This is a genomic window from Psychrobacter sp. MES7-P7E (genome assembly GCF_002863645.1).
Taxonomy (GTDB): Bacteria; Pseudomonadota; Gammaproteobacteria; order Pseudomonadales; family Moraxellaceae; genus Psychrobacter.
On sequence record NZ_PJBU01000003.1, the window covers coordinates 1 to 17,178 of the forward strand.

Genomic DNA, 17,178 nt, shown 5'->3' on the forward strand with positions numbered 1-17,178 from the left:
ATATAGTAGAGCCTTTATAAAAGTGGTACAGTAGTTTTAAAATAAATGAAAAGTAAAAAGATTATGACTTATTCAGCAGACTTTCGAGCTCAAGTGATTAAAAGTGTCGAACAACAAGGCATGAGTATCAGGCAAGCCAGTGTATTCTATGGTATTAGTAAGGCCACGCTACAGAATTGGCTCAAAGATCCTAGTATTAAACTAACTCGCAATAAACCACCAAATAAAATACCTAATGAAGCGCTATTAAAAGATGTTGAACAGCATCCAGACGATTACATGTACGAAAGAGCACAGCGTTTTGGATGTAGTAAGTCGGGCATCGAGGCCGCTTTAAAACGTCTTGGCATTAGTCAAAAAAAAGACCTTAGAGCATCCAAAAGCTTGCCCATTAAACAGAGCTAAATATCTAAGTAAACTGGGCGACTACATCGCTCAAGGCTATGTAATTGTATACATGGATGAAAGCGGCTTTGAGTCTGAAACCATTCGTTCTCATGGTTATTCACCTATTGGAACCCCTTGCATTGATTGCTATAACTGGCAAGGTAAAAAGCGCACCAACGTTATTGGTGCCTTATATAAAAAAGCGTTATTTGCCCTAGATTACTTCGAAAAGAATATCAATGGCGATATATTCTACAACTGGTGCAAAGACACGCTAATACCAAGCCTTAAAACTAAATGCGTGATTGTCATGGATAACGCTAGCTTTCACAAACGCGTTCAGAGATTGCTCAATAGACATGGTCATCGCCTGCTATTTCTACCGCCTTATAGTCCCGATTTAAACCCTATTGAGAAAAAATGGGCACAGGCGAAGTTTTTGCGCCAAGGGTGGATGGAGAATAATTTACCTAAACTGTTTCATGATATGGGTTGTACCAATTTTATTTTGGATTGACTATAGCTCGTTGCTTTTTATTATGTATAAGTATGTTTTTTAGTTAAGCATAAAAAAGCGCCTAAATGATAGGCGCTTTTTTATTGGTTATCGATGCTGTATTAGTTAATTTTAGTCTAAGAATGCAAAGTGATCGATGTCCATTGCTGTCATGCTTTCGCTTGGTGCAACCATCGCTTCTGCGTGACCAGAAGTACGTGGTAGCAACTTATCAAAGTAGAATTCAGCAGTCTGAATTTTTGCTTTGTAGAATTCTGGTGCTTCTGTGCCGCCATTTTCTAGCTTTTCATAAGCGACCGCTGCCATACGCGCCCAATGATAACCCATCATTACGTAGCCTGAGTACATTAGGAAGTCCTCTGACGCTGCTGAGATGATTTCACGATCTTTACGTGCCATCAGCATCAAGCGTACCGTCAAGGTGTTCCACTCAGCACATAGTTTGGTCAGTGCCCAAACAAATTTACGCATTTCTTTATCGAGTGCGTACTCGCCACACCATTTCATGATGCTTGACGTGTAATCACGGATAATCTTACCTTTAGACTGTAAGATAACCTTACGACCTAGTAGATCAAGTGCTTGTACGCCAGTAGTCCCTTCGTACATCGTCGCAATACGAGCATCACGAGCGATCATCTCCATGCCCCATTCTTTGATGTAGCCGTGACCACCATAGACTTGCTGACCATGCTTGGCAGCTTCGATACCTAGCTCAGTTAAGAAGCCTTTTAGAATTGGCGTATAGAAGCCCAATTTGTCGTCCCACTTTTCGAACTCTTCATCATCGCCATTGACAATACCTTGTGCCATTTTGTCGGCATAACGTGCTGAATGATAAATCATTGAGCGACCGCCTTCAGCAAAGGCTTTTTGCGTCAGTAGCATACGGCGTACGTCGGCATGATGGATGATAGCATCAGCTACTTTTTCAGGATCTTTAGTACCAGATAGCGTACGCATAGAACGACGTTCTTTGGCATATGGCAGTGCATTTTGGAAAGACAATTCAGTATGCGCTAGACCTTGGATACCAGTACCGATACGAGCCGTGTTCATGAATGTGAACATGGCTTTTAGGCCTTTGTGCGGTTCGCCGATTAGATAGCCGACTGCGCCATCAAAGTTCAATACACACGTCGAAGATGCGCTGATGCCCATTTTGTGCTCAATTGAACCACAAACAACGGCATTGCGCTCGCCAGCTTCACCTTCAGCGTTCGGTGTGAACTTAGGTACGATAAATAGTGAAATACCGCGCGTGCCTTCTGGTGCATTTGGTAGACGTGCTAGAACGATATGAACGATATTATCTGTTAAGTCATGCTCACCGCTTGAGATAAAGATTTTGGTACCGCTAATTTTATAGGTACCGTCATCCTGCGGGATGGCTTTTGATTTTACTTGGCCCAGATCCGTACCACACTGTGGCTCAGTCAAACACATCGTACCTGCCCACGAGCCTTCGACCAACTTCGGTAAATACAGTGCTTTTTGCTCATTCGTACCGTATTGGAGTAGCGTGTTGATACAACCGGTTGATAGGCCAGAGTACATTGCCCATGGCCAGTTGGCAGTACCGATCATCTCAGCTTTAATAATGTTGATTGACGTTGGCAGATTCATACCACCGAATTCTTCAGGATATGAGATACCTTGCCAGCCGCCTTCTACGAACTGGTCATAAGCCTCTTTAAAGCCCTTTGGCGTGGTCACGACGCCATCTTCGAAATGACAGCCTTCTTCACCACCTGATTGATAGAGCGGGGCAATGACGTTTTCAGCAAAATCAGCCATACCTTGTAGGATCATGTCAATCGTTTCAGGATCGGCATTTTCGCCGTTATCCAAATCTTTATAGTGGGTTTGGTAATCAAATACATCATTAATCAAAAATTTGATATCACGTAAAGGTGCTTTGTAAGTTAACATAATCGCTCTCTTTGGTTAGTTCGCTATCATAGACTTATGGCGCAATATTTGAGTCACAACTTATGTAAGCGATATTTACTTATTTTGGATGAGCTAGACGTTATATTAGTCATCAAGTGAGTTGTTAGTGGACAGCTTTCTAGTGTATTAGTTATTAGAATGCCTTTAGTGGCGGATAGCTGTTATGGCGTTAATATGATTATAAATCTTAAACAGCGACAAATATACAACTAATAACTATTATTCATGATTAATTATGTTATTAATTCATTTTAGTTTGTATAGGTAAATTGTATCTTCGCTTGAAATTATTCTATAAAGGGTTATGTAGACTCATTTAAATTCAAAGAAAAATGGACTTATCAAATAGGAAAGCCATTTATGAGCACCTCAAAAAAGCAACAGCGAGCCTCTTGGTTGAGCGCATTATTAACTCGTATTAAGTGGTTAATCGATGGTGAGCTGAATCATTTACTCACAGTCAATCGCAGTCAGCGACCATGGCATATGCCCATCATCGCGGCGATTGCGATTAGCTTTCCGGTGTTTGTAGGGGCTTATTTTGGTGACTTGTCTTCAGGTATCAAAGCATCGCTAGGCTCGATGATTATTCTAAACCTACCATTTGCAGGAGGGCTACCACATCGGCTAGTGACGGTCATGGCTTGGGGTTTTGCGATGATACTCAGCTTTGCACTGGGGCTGATCGCGCAGCTGATGCCAGTGTTGCGGCTGCCTGTGTTTATGCTGATTGGGATTAGCGTGGTGATGTTAGGTCGTTATTATCGGCAACCACCACCAGCGGGATTGTTTGTATTGATGGCGGGTGCGATTGCGCTATTTATCCCCGTGCCGATTGATCAAGTGCTCTCAGCGATAGGGCTTGTGATATTGGGTAGTGGCTCCTCGATGTTGCTAGCGCTACTCTATAGTTTGTTCTTATTGGCGGCCCGTCCTGTTGCTTCTGTCCCTGTCTATGATTATCAGCCTGATATGATTAGCGATAGTCTGATCGTGGTAAGTTTCGTTAGTTTGGCATTGGTCGTTGCCGTTCTATTAGAGCTGCCTTATCCATACTGGGCAGCGATGAGCTGCTTTATTATCATCCAAGGTATGCAGCTACGAACCATGTGGATCAAACAGTTGCACCGTTTATTGGGTACGTTGGCTGGCATGGGCGTGGCGGGCTGGATGCTGTCTTGGGGACTATCAGGATGGGGCATCGCTATAGCAATACTATGTATGATGTTTTTGATTGAATCGTTTGTCGATCGGCATTATGGACTGGCGGTGATATTTATCACGCCGCTGACGATATTTATCGCCGAGTATGGTAGTACGATGTCAGTGCCTCCCGTCGCTGGGGACGTTATCCAAGCGCGTATGATTGATACGGCGCTCGGCTGCGTGATTGGATTGAGCGGTGGTCTGGCGATACACTCTACGCGATTGCGTGTACCGCTGCGCCGTTTTGAAAATTGGCTATTACTGCGTTTTAGTTAATAGCTTTACAATGCATTCTCTTTGATTAACGGTCTTTATTTAACGTTGTTGTCGCTTGTGCGACATCGATAGTATGCCCAGTCCAACGCTCAAAACTTAAAGCGGCTTGACCGATAAGCATACCGTAGCCTTCAGAGGTCTGTGCGCCGCGAGCGGCAAAATGCTGCAAGAATGGTAGCGGACGACCATACATCATGTCGTAAGCGTACTGACAGTTTAGAGCATCATCTAGCGGTAACGTATCACCTGACAAACCAATAGAAGTGGCATTAATGATAATGTCAAAAGAGCTACTGAGTTCATTGGTCGCGCAAACCTCGATATGTTGGTCGTCGATTATTGAGCTGGCCGCACTGAGCTCATTTACCAAATCAGCTGCCTTAGACACGGTGCGATTGGCAATCGTGAGAGAGTTAATACCGGCTTCAAATAATGGCAATATTACGCCACGCGCTGCACCACCTGAACCTATTAGCGCCACACGAGCATTGGTCAGCGGCCAGTCCATACTCATAATGTGATTGGTAAGTCCTTGCCCATCCGTATTATCACCGTAGAGTGCCTCTGTGATTGGTGCGCCGCTTTCTAATAGTGCTTTGTTCAACAGTAACGTATTGACCGCGCCTGCCGTCTTGGCATGTTCTGATAAGCCACCGCGCGCCGCACAGCAGTCATAAGCGACTTGTTTAAAAGGAACCGTCACGTTAGCACCCACACCGCCACCGCAAAAAAACGCCTCAACGACAGCTGTAAAACTGGCGGCATCATCAGGGCAGTACTGACGCTGATAGCTAATATCAATCCCTGCTTGGATAGCAAACTGCTCATGAATCTCAGGAGATTTACTATGGGCGATTGGATTGCCAATAACGATAAAGTGTTGGGTCATAAATAGTCCGCTGGCTAGAGAATCAAAATACTATCAAAGAAGCAATAAGTGGCGTTCAATCATCATAAGGGATAACGCTATGATTGACAAACCAAGAGGCTATCACTAATCAATGATTAGAAAGTGACAGCGTGAATCAGAGGCTGCCTTATCGCTTTTGAAAATAAATTATGATATTGAAGCAGCTTTAGGTAATTAGTACGCAAGCAGTTTTCCTCTTCCTATTAAAGAGAAGACTGTTTTGGTACGTTATATATTTAACAAATCTGTACTCTCGGGGAGTGCTCCGCGTAACGTAAAAGGTAGTCAAGTGCTGAGCAGTTGGGTAAACTATAAAATATGGAAACCTATATCAATATGTTGTAATGACTGCTAGATTATAATGTTTGTGAAATATGCTCTTTATTGAAAACTATTCGTTATCAGCGGCGTTCCTGCCAGCTCGTTAATACTATTTCGAGATCAATCTAAAAGTGTGAGTAAATTATCCATGTGGAATCCTAACCTACAGACCCTTCTAGTCGGTATGATAATGGCAGTTAGTGTGACGCTCAGTGGCTGTGACAGCACCAAAGAAGATGCTCCAAATCCAGATGCTGAGACCACTGAGCAGGCAACAACGAATGAGCCAGTACAGGACAGCGCAAACAATCCTGACCTAGACGGTGCCACTGCTCAGCAAGGCACGCCAGTGAGATATGATGTCGCAGCATGGGGTACGGATAAGGTTGAGTCGCTCGCTGTAGATGAGTTAGATAGTATAAAATCGGTGTTTGGCGAAGTGATGAGCACTGACGAAAACAGCCTAGACTATGCCAGTAATCCAGCGGCAAAATATCGCTTTATGAAAACGGACGCGCCTTATCTAGATATCATCGACTCTGAAAAATATCTAGAGCTAGGCTGGTACTATGCCAATCCTACTGATACAGACAAAGAAAAAGAGCTGAGCCAAAACCACGCCAAAAAAGCCTATCAGCTATCACGTCAATTGATGGGTGATGATGGCGGAAAAATGGTTGCTGATATGCTCAATAGCCAAATCATCAAAAATAGAATCGTCGGTGGACAAAAAATAGAGCTAGCAAAATGCGAGTTTTATAGCTGCATGCTAGTTATCAATAAAGCCGCTGCTCAAACAGACAATAGCTAAATCATGACCGATACGACGTCAGTACCAAACGGTTGGGTGTGTCTGTACCCACAAGTCAGCAGTGTGACCGAAGATAGTAGTTTGACCAAAGACAGCAGTGTGATTGAAGATAACAGGACAACCAGCCAAACGGTAACCATGTCTCTAGATAATCGCGGACTGGCATACGCTGATGGCTTCTTTACTACCATGGGCGTTATCGATGGGTTGATACTATGGTCAGATTATCATTATCAGCGGCTTGTCTCTCATGCTGAAACCTTGCAGCTAAACATAAATAGCGAAGAGCTATTAGCAGTACTGCAGCTGTATGCCCAGCAGTTAGAGCAGGGCATGCTAAAGCTAATAGTTACTCGCGCTGCGCAGAATGTACGCGGTTATGGCTATGCACCTAGTACAAATGGTAGCGACTGTGAGATATGGCTAAAGGCTACCGCAATGCGAGTTTCTACTGCACTGCAGTTGTCTTTACCTGATGGCAACCTAGTACCTATCCAACCCAATGCCTCGGCAATATGTTTGTCTTCTCAGATTGCTTGCTTACCGCCATCGCTGGCAGGTATCAAGAGTCTTAATCGTTTAGACAATGTCCTCGCTAGTGGTGAGCTACAGCAGATAAAAGCTGAGCCATTGGCTGCTAAACTTGCGGTAACGCTTGGTGAAGGACTGCTACGTGATATGAGCGGGCAGTGGGTCGAGGGTACGATGAGTAATGTATTCTATCAATTGGCAGAAGCGCCACTATTAGAATCCAAAACTGCCTCTAGTATTCATAAAGATAATGAAAACTACCTAACCACCGGTCAGTGGTACACCCCTTCTATGGCTCAATCGGGCGTCACTGGCGTCATGCGTCAGGTAATTATAGATGCACTATCTACGACACAATATCCAGTCATAATCAGGTCGCTACAAGATGAGGATTTGCCTAAATTAACGCAGTTATTCTTTTGCAATGCACTGCGCGGTATCATGCCAATGAGCAGTCTGACGTTATTGTCAGGTGAGGTTGTGGATTTTCGATCGTTTTAGCTATTATTGAAAAATATTGAATTTGGTATCAATGAAGTCATCAGGATACAAAACCACTTGCTCATTTCTATACATTTCTTGCGCTTTCAAAAGGGCACTTTGCTCATCTTCAGCATTTACTTCCACGATATTACTCAGCGTTTCCAAAATCTCTATTTGAAATTTTTGTGTTGCCGTCTCATTTCTTTTCATTGTATTCACTTTCATTTCTCACAAATAACTTCAGTCATCAATACCAAGTAGATTAGCAAAAGCCCTCAAAAGAAGTGATCGTCTTTTGTTACGCAGACTTGTGCCATAAAGCAAATCGATCAATGATCCTTTTTCAATAGAAATGATTAAAAGGACAATATCGAATGCGTTTAATATATGAAAAGGTAAGGGTTCCAATACAAATCAGACGTTTGATGGTGTTCGATGAAATTTGTAGATTGGCCAAAGCTCAGCCTAATGAAATCGTGCATTTGTCACCTTATACTCAATTGGCTTTTGGTGTCATATATTTAAAAAACCTTAAAAGGTTTGTGGCTTTTGGAGGTATGTTTGAGTATGCGCATACGCGAGAAGAAGTCATTGAGCAGGGTATCGACGTTATTGCTAATGATGAATTGGTAATGTGTGCCTTGACAGTTAATCTAATTCCTTTTACCAAACCTGCACGCAACTCGGTACAGCTGTTATAGCAGTGGAATCGCTATGTGCGTAATCGATTGCATGCTTATATTGACTATCGTGAAGAGCATTTTTTCAAAATCAATGATGAAATTGATTGGGAGTATCCAGCGCATAAGTTTCATCAGCGTCTTGTGGCTACTGCGCGATTACCATTATGGGATGATAGAGATGAGCTGATTGCCGATGTGTACCGTGACAAAAAGGGACAGCCAAAACCTAAGCACTACAACGAGAAGCGACTAGTATAACTTTCGATAATGACCACGGCTTATAAATTCAATGATGCCTCTATCGCGTAGTATCTGTAGTTGCTGACGGATTTTATCTTGAATATGGTTATTTTCGGGATGTTTAAGTTTTAACTCGTCAGCAAAACTATAAACTTGCTTTAGCGAAAAGTGATTATCAAGCCTATCGATGCACTGCCAGATATCGAGTGTCCAACCACGAGAAGCGACAGACTGTTTTCGTAAAAACAAGGTTCTTTGAAATTGTTGGCTGACATCATCTCGTGGTATGACTTGCTGATTTTTGACCAAAAATACTTTGCCCGATTCGGGTACTTGGCGTAAGTCAATATTGCAACCAACCCAACCTGCTCGTTTTGCCGTCACTGATAAGGGTTTACGCTTAACAATAATATCGGGTGTAAAGAAATGCTTGGGAATAATCAGAAAGTTATTGACGGTGTATTCTTTTGAGTAGGTTAAAAAGAAGAAGCTGGGATTGTTCTTACTATTGATACGCTCAATCATCGTCTTATAAGCACCATCATTGACAACATTGCTTAACTTGGCTTTTTTACTTTTTAGCTCATATTGCTCATTACAATTTTCGCAATAAAAATCAGCAACAGGTTTGTTATTAGCAAACTCAGCTAGCGACTGGGCGCTACAATTGGTGCAGTAACTATTTTCTTTTACCCATGCTTCACTGAGTACACGAACTTTTTGAGGTTCAGAGTGATAGTTTTTAGCAAGACTTTGGTTAAAATGTAGGTTCATAAGATATTTTCATTATTAATAGATAAGCTGAGAATACTGAAAAAAACGCCTAAGTATTAAGCCATATAAACTGCTATCAATAGCAAGATAATTCATAAGCTAAGCAAATACCATTGAAAATCGCACGGTTCAGTGCTAAATTCTAGCAAACATCTGCCTCGCGAGTTGCCATGAGCAAGCCTACACCCAATATACCACCTGAACGTCCCAATGAGTCGCCGTCAAACAAACAAGATGGCACAGTCGAGGAGCATGTCGATACCACGCTGCCGGACGCGCAACCAGTGGTAGATGAGGTGGAAGACACATCAGCAACGCCAGCAACCAACGTCTCGCTTATTAGCGGTAACAGTAAACCGCGTCAATATAAAGTTAATAACCCATCGTTTTTTATGCAACGTGGCTATCAAGTGCTGCTAGTGCTAGGGCTAATTGCTGCATTTTTCTTAGTCATGGTTTATCAGACGTTGTTTGGTCGTATCGAGCAGCCGCAGCAAATGGTCACGATTGAGCCAGGTCAGACGTATTACGGTCTACTACCGCAGTGGCAGCAGCAGATTCCGCTGTTTTCGGCAGGCGTGGCCAAGCTATATATCAAATCGCAAGTCGATGCACCGTTGCATGCTGGTACGTACCAATTACCCGAAAACCCGACTATCGCTGAGGCGTTACAAATACTAGGTCAAGGCGCAAAAGCGGCCATGGTCAAGGTACAGATCATCGAAGGCAAGACATCTAAAGACCTTTACCAAGCGCTGCGTGACAACGACAAAATCGAAAAAGAAGTACTGACCGCAGATAATGATAATGCCAGTATTGCTCAAGCATTGGATTTGACGGGTGTACTGCCCGATAGTGTGGCTAATAGCAGTGACCCAATTGTTAACTATAATCTTGAAGGTTGGTTCGCGCCTGACACTTATTATTATGGTGAAGGAACCAGCGATAAAAAAGTACTGACTGACTTGTATAAGCGTCAGCAGCAGGTACTGACTGATGCATGGGAAAATCGTGCGCCGAACCTCCCTTATAAGAGTCCATATGAAGCGTTAGTGATGGCATCTATTATTGAAAAAGAGACCAGTGTTGCTGATGAACGTCCTTTAGTTTCTGCCGTATTTAGAAATCGCTTGAATAAAAACATGCGTATGCAGACGGACCCGACCATTATCTATGGTATGGGCAGTCGTTACGATGGCAATATCCGCCGCAAAGACATCAATGAAAAAACGTCTTATAACACCTATCAAATTGATGGTTTACCGCCAACGCCAATTGCGCTACCATCAGCGGCCTCTATCGAAGCGACCTTACATCCTGCTGATAGTGAAGCGTTGTATTTTGTGGCAACGGGCAATGGCGGGCACAAATTTACCAACAGCTTGGCTGAGCACAATCAAGCGGTAAAAGACTACCTCAGTGTCATGCGTGAGAAAAAATCTCAAACGCCGCCGCAGTAATATTCCTTCTGAATCTTCTTAAAAAACTTATCGTTTATTGAGTGCTACAAAGTAGAGGTAGCGCTCATCAATGACATAAGGTCATATCATGTCAGTATCTATGCACATCAGCGCAACACCGTCACATACCAGCACACCATCATCGAATCTACCTGAATCAAATGCTTCAAATACGGAGACGGTACCTACTTTAGGCCGCTTTGTTAGTTTTGAAGGGACCGAAGGCGTAGGAAAAACCACCGCGATTGAACAGTTATGCTTGCGCTTAGAAGCTAATGGCATTTCGTATCTGCGTACTCGTGAGCCGGGTGGTAGCCCATTTGCAGAGCAATTGCGAGACATATTATTGGACCCAGCGACTGATATCGAAGACGATACTGAGCTGCTACTATTGTTTGCGGCGCGCTGTGATCACATGCAGCAAGTCATTTTACCAGCGCTCCAAAATGGTACTTGGGTAATATGTGATAGATTTACCGACTCTACTATTGCGTATCAGGGCTTTGGGCGTGCTTATGGTGACGAGCTGGTACGCGGCAAAATCGATATGCTTATCAAACAATTTGTGACGCAGCTTCCTGAGCTGACATTGTGGTTGGATTTGCCAGTAGCAGAAGGCATGAAGCGTGCCAACAAGCGCAGTGCGGCAGATCGTTTTGAGCAGCAAGCTACCGAGTTTTTTACTTGGGTGCATACTGGTTTTAGTCAGCTAGCGAGCGAATACCCTGAGCGTATACAGCGTATTGATGCATCGGGCAGTACGGATGATGTGAGTGCACGTATATGGCAGACAGTTATGGACAGATTTGATATCAAATAACTAAATTTTGCCAAGTAGATTTATAAGGCAGTTAGATGTAATCGATAGTTAGTTAGACAGTCAGTTAGCACCAATAAAAAGCCCCAGCATATTGCTGGGGCTTTTTATTAAGGTAAATATTTTATCTTTAAGTCAATAAGGCAGATAACTATGCACGTTATTTGTCATCTATTTTATCTGCTTTTACACCATCAGTAGTAGCGATAGAGGCGTCGCTATCCTGAGCAGAGTCAGGTAGACGATTTGGGTCAAGCGCACCTTTTTTGTTTTTAGGGGCACTACCATTGCCATTACTGTTCGTAGAGGTTTTGGTCTTCGAAGTCGCTGTCGAATTTGCAGACATGACGCCTTTATTATCCACATTAGTAGCAGACGTTTTTGGCTCTTCTACTGCTTCACTTTTCTCTACCGTAGTGCTAGAAGGTGACTGAGTCTCGGTACTACGGCTTTGAGTGGTTGATGACTGATTAGCAGTGTTTTGCTCATCGCTTTTGTCACTATCTACCGAAGGCTCTGGCGCTGCTGTCTGGCTATCGTCAGGGTTAGGCTCCTGCTCTTTACGCTTTTCAGGGGCTTTTGAATTGGACTCAAAGTTAGCATCCGCTGCCATGCGAGCCTGCTCTTGCTTAGGCGTTACATCGACTGGCTTCGGCTGTACTTCATCGTCTACCACTAGCGATATAAGCTTACGGTCACGAGGGACAGTACCGTCAAATTTATCGGTGATGACGTGCAGTTTGCCTTCTTTGTCGACGGTATATAGCGGTACGAATTGCTTATTATCGGCTTTATATTGCTCAAAGCTGTAGCTATCTGTGATGTTGGTAATCTTAATTCGAGCTTTTTTGGACAGCATACTGGCAAGCTTGGTATAGGTCACATCTTTGCCAAACAACCACTGTGAGTGGAAGTTCGATTGCTTGTCATCACGCTCGCTTTTGACTTTTTCATCACTGAATTTGAGACGGTATAGCTTACGCTCACCAAATTCATGACGATAATGAATCTCGGACAACGTGTTCATTTCTTTGTCCATACTCATCGCAAACAAACGACCAATACCGATTAGATCCAGATGATGATCTGCGTGATCAGAGATAGGGTTGCCAAAGTAAGTACGCAGACCGCTCATGCGTGCGCGTGCAATATTGGTGTAGTTGTTGTGCGCAACGATAACGTCGAAGCCCTGGTCTTTGAGAGAGGTAGCAATCAATAGCGTAATTGGGTTTGAGCCAACGATAAGGATACCGTTGGTCTCAGGCTCACGTACGCCTAGTAGATTACCGACGACCTTTGCACCCAGGCCCTGAATCATGACCGTACCGATAATGACCATAAATACCAGAGGTACAAGTAGCTCTACGCCTTGAATATCATACTCTTGCAAACGAATCGCAAACAGGGATGAGATAGCAGCAGCGACGATACCACGTGGCCCAATCCAGCTAATCATCAGCTTTTCATTGGTCTTAAGGTTCGAGCCGATAGCCGATGCCCAGACCGATAGTGGACGTGCGACAAACATTACAATCGCGAGGAGCACTAGCCCTGCAAAACCAACACTAAGCAAGCTTGCCAACTCTACACGCGCCGCCAGAATAATGAACAGCACTGAAATCAGCAAAATGGTCAACGACTCATTAAACTCTAAAATCGTCTCACGTGGGAATTTTGGCCAGTTCGCCAATGCCACGCCCAGTACTGTGACGGTCAATAGACCAGATTCATGCTCTAGATGATTCGATATCGAAAATAACACCAGTACAAATGCTAGGGTAAAAACATTGCGTAAAAACTCAGGAATCATATGACGACGCATAAGGAATGCAAGTAGCCAAGCGCCTGCCATACCCATTGCCGTTGCCAATACGACAATCTTAGCAAATAGTAGAATACTACTGGCTTCGCCGCCTGAGATAATGTACTCATAGACCAATACCACAGCGATAGCGCCGATTGGGTCAATGATAATACCTTCCCATTTTAGGATGTTGGAAATGGTTTTGTTGGGGCGTACACTACGCAGCAGCGGCATAATGACCGTTGGACCAGTCACACAGACTAGTGCACCGAACAGCAACGCAATCAATGGATCGACATCGAATAGTAAATAAGTCGATAGGGCCACGATAGCAATGGTAATCAGTACACCGACCGATACCAGCATCTGTACCACGGTACCATGTTGCTTAATCTCATCGAACTCTAGCGTTAGCGATCCTTCAAATAGAATAATCGCTACGCCCAAAGAGATGAAAGGAAACATCAGCTCGCCCAACACCAAGTCTGGGTCAAATACACCCAGCACTGGGCCGACGATAATACCAATCAGTAATAAAAATAAAATGGATGGTTGCTTTAAATACCAAGCCAACCATTGGGCGGCAATGCCAATCCCAACCACGCCGGATAGCAAAAGGGCGGTATCCATAAATTAATCCTTTTATAATCTTGTCATATTTTATATCTATCGATAGCTGTTATAAGATAGTCGCTACCGTTTATTTAACAATAAGTTGTTATCCGTTTCTGTTGTAGCCAAGCCATCGCACTGATAGCCATCATGAATCACAACATAAGCTAGATATGATATAACTACTATAAAGTAGCAAAGACAAAAGCGCTTCTAGATAAATCACAATACGCTAGAAATGCAAAAGATGGAAAACAAGAGTGATGATAGCCAGTTCATAAGCCTGCAATAAACAGCCTTATATACAAGCTAACTTTTGTTTGTTTAGTAAAATATTTGGTTTGACATCATACCATGATTTTATTTCAAGCTGATGTAAGCCGTACCTGCTAAAAAGCTATCTTACGGCCATAAAAGTATACGAAGCCCATATGAAATAACGTTGCCTTGGGTTATCCTGCACTATGCAAAAGGCATTAGCATCATATTTTAAGTTTTTATTTATCATACAGTAGCTGCGTGGGGCATGCACGTCGCGCACAGGGTAATAGTGTTGGCGCTATGAAATGTCATATACTGATCGCTGAGAGTATTTATTTCTATAAGACACTATTAACCATGTTCTAAAGACAAGCGTTCTATAAATATTCAAGTAGTGAGTAGTGATAAAAATAAGCGTAAAGTAATTGCTAAATAGGTATGACAATAAGTTCGAATAAAAGTGCTGCGTAGCATAAATAGACAAGATAAATAGATAAAAGAATATAATTTCACCAAATAGTAACGAATAGGGACATGCCGCTTGGTGTGGTCGCTATCGCTGACAATCATAACGTGGCTGTTAATAGCAGCGATTACTCATATGGAGGACACAAAATGCCTATCAATATGTTCAAAGGACAGACCACTGCCGATATGCAGCGCTGGTTACAACGTAGTGCTCTAGCATTCGCTATTAGTACCGCTATGTTTGCTAGTATCAATGTCACGACGATAAACAGTGCGCAGGCTGCAGTCACTACGGCTGATTTTTCTGGTTTGGTGCAACAAGTCACGCCAGCAGTGGCACGTGTCAATGTTACCAAAACGATTAGTGAGGCCGAGCTCGCTAAGGCTCAGACTGCTGAAGTGTTGCGTCAGTTCTTTGGTGATCGTCTACGTATTCCTGATCGAGTCGCGACGCCAGCGATTGAACATGCTTATGGTACGGCCTTTTTTATTACCTCCAATGGATATATGCTGACCAACCATCATGTCATCGCAGGTGCGGACAAAATCACTGTGACGCTCAATGATAGAACCGAGCTTGATGCAACTTTGGTTGGTAGTGACGAGCGCTCAGATGTGGCTGTGCTAAAAGTTGAGGGCAGTCAATTTCCAGCCCTGCCTATCGGCGACTCAAGTGGTCTAAAAGTAGGGGAGCCAGTGTTAGCAATCGGTTCGCCATTTGGTTTTGACTACTCAGCCTCTGCCGGTATTGTCAGTGCCAAATCGCGTAGCTTCTCGCGTGAAACGAGCGTGCCATTTATCCAAACCGATGTGGCATTAAACCCGGGTAACTCTGGCGGGCCACTATTTAACCAGCGCGGCGAAGTGATTGGAATCAATTCGCGTATTTTTAGTGGTACTGGCGGTTATATGGGACTGTCATTCTCTATTCCTATTGACGCTGCCATGGACATTTATGAGCAGCTAAAAAATGATGGTGAAGTGGCGCGTGCATATCTAGGAATTTATCCACAAGATATCGATCGCAATCTGGCCGAGGCTTATAATTTAGAGCGTCCTCAAGGTGCTTTACTGACTCGTGTATCACCAGATTCACCAGCACAAAAATCAGGCCTAAAACCTGGTGACATCATTTTGCAATACAATGACGTACAAATCATGGAGGCATCTGATTTGCTAAACTTGCTCAACCGAGCGCGTCCAAGCGACCCCTTCCGTGCACGGATTCAGCGTAACGGTAAGCAGATGGTGATTAACGGTAAGCTCGCTTATGCTCCCAATGATGTAAGAGCACAGAGCGGTGATGAGCAAAATGATGATGTACAGTTGGGCTTGCGTTTACGCGATTTGACGGCAGATGAACAAGCAGAAATCGCAGTCGATAATAAAACCGGTATATTGGTTACCACAGTGGATCCTACTGGATTGGCCGCGCGCTCAGGTATTCTGGCAGGTGATGTTATTACCAACTTTCATCAAAAGCCGATCGAAACAGTGGCAGACTTTTCAGGTGCCATCTCTTCTCTTCCTAAAAAAGGGGTGGTCACTATAGAGGTTATACGCCAAGGCATTCCTGCTATTATTGGTCTGCGTATTGAATAGCTGTCATGATTAAAGCTTGACTGTGAATGTCATTGTTAATGTGACTCAGATTACGGTACAGAGTATAAAGGCAGCGCGCACGTCAATAATTGTGCTTGTCTATCATGGAGGTCGACCTCTATAATGTTTGGTTTTTTATCAAACAGCTAAGAGTAAGACCTCAACAGCAATCCATTCGTTAAATGAGTTATTGATCAATCAATAGGCTCTAAGGTGGGCCGAGTCGCTTAGTAGGCTCGTACCATTATGCAACCGCTAGGTAATTATGACTGACCCCGCTCTACATACGCTTATTACAACGACGTCAGCAGCACTGCTAGCGTACATTGCACTGTGGTCAGGGCTACAAACGTTTAATGCCAATCCTACCAAGCGCTTTATGCGCATTTGGGTGAAGCTCGCACTGTATTATGCCGCTTACACGATGCCTGTTTGGGCGATATTGCTTATCATGGTTTGGTCACAGGACTTGATGCCGTTGTTAGCGCAGCTATCATTACCTGCCGTACTGATGGCAATATTGATGATGGGCTTATATTTTTTTACTGTCATTGTGCAACCCAACCGCTTACGATTAGAGCATCATTCTATTGACTTAGACTTGTCTACACCGCTCAAAGTCGCCGTATTAGCAGATTTACGTATAGGAATATACGGTGGTAAGCCGCGTCATATTCGCAAGCTAGTCTCTACTATTAATGCTTTGTCAGCAGACGCCGTACTGATTACGGGCGACTGGCTATACTATCCAAGTGCGGATTTAGTGGGTCAGTTAATGCTGTTTAAAGGGGTGAATAAACCTGTTTATACGGTCATGAGTACCTCGGACTTGCGTTATCAATCTATGAATACGACCAAACAAGGTCAGCCACTATTAGAAGATACATTGGCCAGTACTTTTGATGTACTCGATATCAACTATATCGGTCAGCAATGTACGTCGCTGCCACTCAAATGTGCAAGAACAACAAATAAGCAGTTAGTCGTCAATCAGTCGACTAATCAAACTAATAATCAAACTAATAATCAAACTAATAATCAAACTAATAATCAAACTAATAA

General features: G+C 43.4%; 15 protein-coding genes and 1 pseudogene. 11 read left to right on the forward strand and 5 right to left on the reverse strand.

The genetic code is table 11. From position 1 onward, the window contains the following. The first annotated feature begins 63 nt into the window (after positions 1-63). A complete protein-coding gene (locus CXF62_RS00335; RefSeq protein WP_102092504.1) occupies positions 64-405 on the forward strand; it encodes an IS630 transposase-related protein in 342 nt (113 codons plus the stop codon). Continuing rightward, a complete protein-coding gene (locus CXF62_RS00340; RefSeq protein ID WP_134292717.1) occupies positions 344-904 on the forward strand; it encodes an IS630 family transposase in 561 nt (186 codons plus the stop codon). Before CXF62_RS00335 ends, CXF62_RS00340 begins: the two co-directional genes overlap by 62 nt. Positions 905-1,015: 111 nt before the next feature. On the opposite strand, the gene CXF62_RS00345 is transcribed toward CXF62_RS00340, so the two are convergent. Beyond that, on the reverse strand, positions 1,016-2,836 hold the full coding sequence (locus tag CXF62_RS00345) for an acyl-CoA dehydrogenase C-terminal domain-containing protein (RefSeq protein ID WP_102092496.1): 1,821 nt from the start codon (positions 2,834-2,836) through the stop codon (positions 1,016-1,018). Positions 2,837-3,217: 381 nt separating this feature from the next. Here CXF62_RS00345 and CXF62_RS00350 point away from each other — a divergent pair, with 381 nt between their 5' ends. Next, a complete protein-coding gene (locus tag CXF62_RS00350; RefSeq protein WP_102078684.1) occupies positions 3,218-4,339 on the forward strand; it encodes an FUSC family protein in 1,122 nt (373 codons plus the stop codon). Between the two features lie 25 nt (positions 4,340-4,364). On the opposite strand, the gene aroE is transcribed toward CXF62_RS00350, so the two are convergent. Further along, positions 4,365-5,228: a shikimate dehydrogenase gene (gene aroE, locus CXF62_RS00355; RefSeq protein WP_102092497.1), complete on the reverse strand. Its 864-nt coding sequence runs from the start codon at positions 5,226-5,228 to the stop codon at positions 4,365-4,367. A gap of 490 nt (positions 5,229-5,718) precedes the next feature. Between aroE and CXF62_RS00360 the strand changes: the two genes are divergently transcribed. Both CXF62_RS00360 and CXF62_RS00365 read left to right on the forward strand, forming a co-directional pair. Beyond that, entirely contained in the window at positions 5,719-6,381 is a 663-nt protein-coding gene (locus tag CXF62_RS00360; protein ID WP_102092498.1) for a hypothetical protein, read from the forward strand. Between the two features lie 3 nt (positions 6,382-6,384). Further along, complete coding sequence (locus tag CXF62_RS00365; protein WP_102092499.1) at positions 6,385-7,413, forward strand: aminotransferase class IV; 1,029 nt, start codon at positions 6,385-6,387, stop codon at positions 7,411-7,413. Between the two features lie 3 nt (positions 7,414-7,416). On the opposite strand, the gene CXF62_RS00370 is transcribed toward CXF62_RS00365, so the two are convergent. Beyond that, positions 7,417-7,605 carry a DpnD/PcfM family protein gene (locus CXF62_RS00370; protein ID WP_102092500.1) on the reverse strand — a complete coding sequence of 63 codons (189 nt, stop codon included), beginning with the start codon at positions 7,603-7,605 and terminating at the stop codon, positions 7,417-7,419. Between the two features lie 164 nt (positions 7,606-7,769). Between CXF62_RS00370 and CXF62_RS14805 the strand changes: the two genes are divergently transcribed. After that, positions 7,770-8,096, forward strand: coding sequence for a hypothetical protein (locus CXF62_RS14805; RefSeq protein ID WP_228153111.1), 327 nt, complete (start codon positions 7,770-7,772; stop codon positions 8,094-8,096). Positions 8,097-8,111: 15 nt separating this feature from the next. Then, the gene (locus CXF62_RS14810) at positions 8,112-8,336 is read left to right on the forward strand and encodes a hypothetical protein (protein ID WP_228153112.1); all 225 of its coding nucleotides are present in this window, start codon (positions 8,112-8,114) and stop codon (positions 8,334-8,336) included. Here the strand turns inward: CXF62_RS14810 and CXF62_RS00380 are convergent. Beyond that, entirely contained in the window at positions 8,328-9,092 is a 765-nt protein-coding gene (locus CXF62_RS00380; RefSeq protein WP_102092501.1) for a DpnI domain-containing protein, read from the reverse strand. The genes CXF62_RS14810 and CXF62_RS00380 overlap by 9 nt on opposite strands. Positions 9,093-9,262: 170 nt before the next feature. On the opposite strand from CXF62_RS00380, the gene mltG reads away from it, so the two are divergent. Next, positions 9,263-10,552 (forward strand): endolytic transglycosylase MltG, encoded by a 1,290-nt coding sequence (gene mltG / locus CXF62_RS00385; RefSeq protein ID WP_102092502.1) that lies wholly within the window; start codon positions 9,263-9,265, stop codon positions 10,550-10,552. A 100-nt stretch (positions 10,553-10,652) separates the two neighbouring features. After that, the gene (tmk, locus tag CXF62_RS00390) at positions 10,653-11,372 is read left to right on the forward strand and encodes a dTMP kinase (protein WP_102092505.1); all 720 of its coding nucleotides are present in this window, start codon (positions 10,653-10,655) and stop codon (positions 11,370-11,372) included. 157 nt (positions 11,373-11,529) lie between these two features. Here tmk and CXF62_RS00395 read toward each other — a convergent pair whose 3' ends face one another. Continuing rightward, the gene (locus CXF62_RS00395; protein WP_102092503.1) at positions 11,530-13,803 is read right to left on the reverse strand and encodes a cation:proton antiporter; all 2,274 of its coding nucleotides are present in this window, start codon (positions 13,801-13,803) and stop codon (positions 11,530-11,532) included. Positions 13,804-14,700: 897 nt separating this feature from the next. Here CXF62_RS00395 and CXF62_RS00400 point away from each other — a divergent pair. Together CXF62_RS00400 and CXF62_RS00405 are read left to right on the forward strand one after the other, a co-directional pair. Further along, complete coding sequence (locus CXF62_RS00400) at positions 14,701-16,116, forward strand: Do family serine endopeptidase (protein WP_371548289.1); 1,416 nt, start codon at positions 14,701-14,703, stop codon at positions 16,114-16,116. Positions 16,117-16,381: 265 nt separating this feature from the next. Next, positions 16,382-17,178, forward strand: a pseudogene (locus CXF62_RS00405) (hypothetical protein); the annotation flags it as partial.

Bases quoted from the DNA above. Each gene is read 5' to 3' on its own strand.
- CXF62_RS00335 (WP_102092504.1), top strand. From the start codon at position 64: ATGACTTATTCAGCAGACTTTCGAGCTCAAGTGATTAAAAGTGTCGAA.
- CXF62_RS00345 (WP_102092496.1), bottom strand. From the start codon at position 2,836: ATGTTAACTTACAAAGCACCTTTACGTGATATCAAATTTTTGATTAAT.
- CXF62_RS00350 (WP_102078684.1), top strand. From the start codon at position 3,218: ATGAGCACCTCAAAAAAGCAACAGCGAGCCTCTTGGTTGAGCGCATTA.
- aroE (WP_102092497.1), bottom strand. From the start codon at position 5,228: ATGACCCAACACTTTATCGTTATTGGCAATCCAATCGCCCATAGTAAA.
- CXF62_RS00360 (WP_102092498.1), top strand. From the start codon at position 5,719: ATGTGGAATCCTAACCTACAGACCCTTCTAGTCGGTATGATAATGGCA.
- CXF62_RS00365 (WP_102092499.1), top strand. From the start codon at position 6,385: ATGACCGATACGACGTCAGTACCAAACGGTTGGGTGTGTCTGTACCCA.
- CXF62_RS00370 (WP_102092500.1), bottom strand. From the start codon at position 7,605: ATGAAAAGAAATGAGACGGCAACACAAAAATTTCAAATAGAGATTTTG.
- CXF62_RS14805 (WP_228153111.1), top strand. From the start codon at position 7,770: ATGCGTTTAATATATGAAAAGGTAAGGGTTCCAATACAAATCAGACGT.
- CXF62_RS00380 (WP_102092501.1), bottom strand. From the start codon at position 9,092: ATGAACCTACATTTTAACCAAAGTCTTGCTAAAAACTATCACTCTGAA.
- mltG (WP_102092502.1), top strand. From the start codon at position 9,263: ATGAGCAAGCCTACACCCAATATACCACCTGAACGTCCCAATGAGTCG.
- tmk (WP_102092505.1), top strand. From the start codon at position 10,653: ATGCACATCAGCGCAACACCGTCACATACCAGCACACCATCATCGAAT.
- CXF62_RS00395 (WP_102092503.1), bottom strand. From the start codon at position 13,803: ATGGATACCGCCCTTTTGCTATCCGGCGTGGTTGGGATTGGCATTGCC.
- CXF62_RS00400 (WP_371548289.1), top strand. From the start codon at position 14,701: ATGCAGCGCTGGTTACAACGTAGTGCTCTAGCATTCGCTATTAGTACC.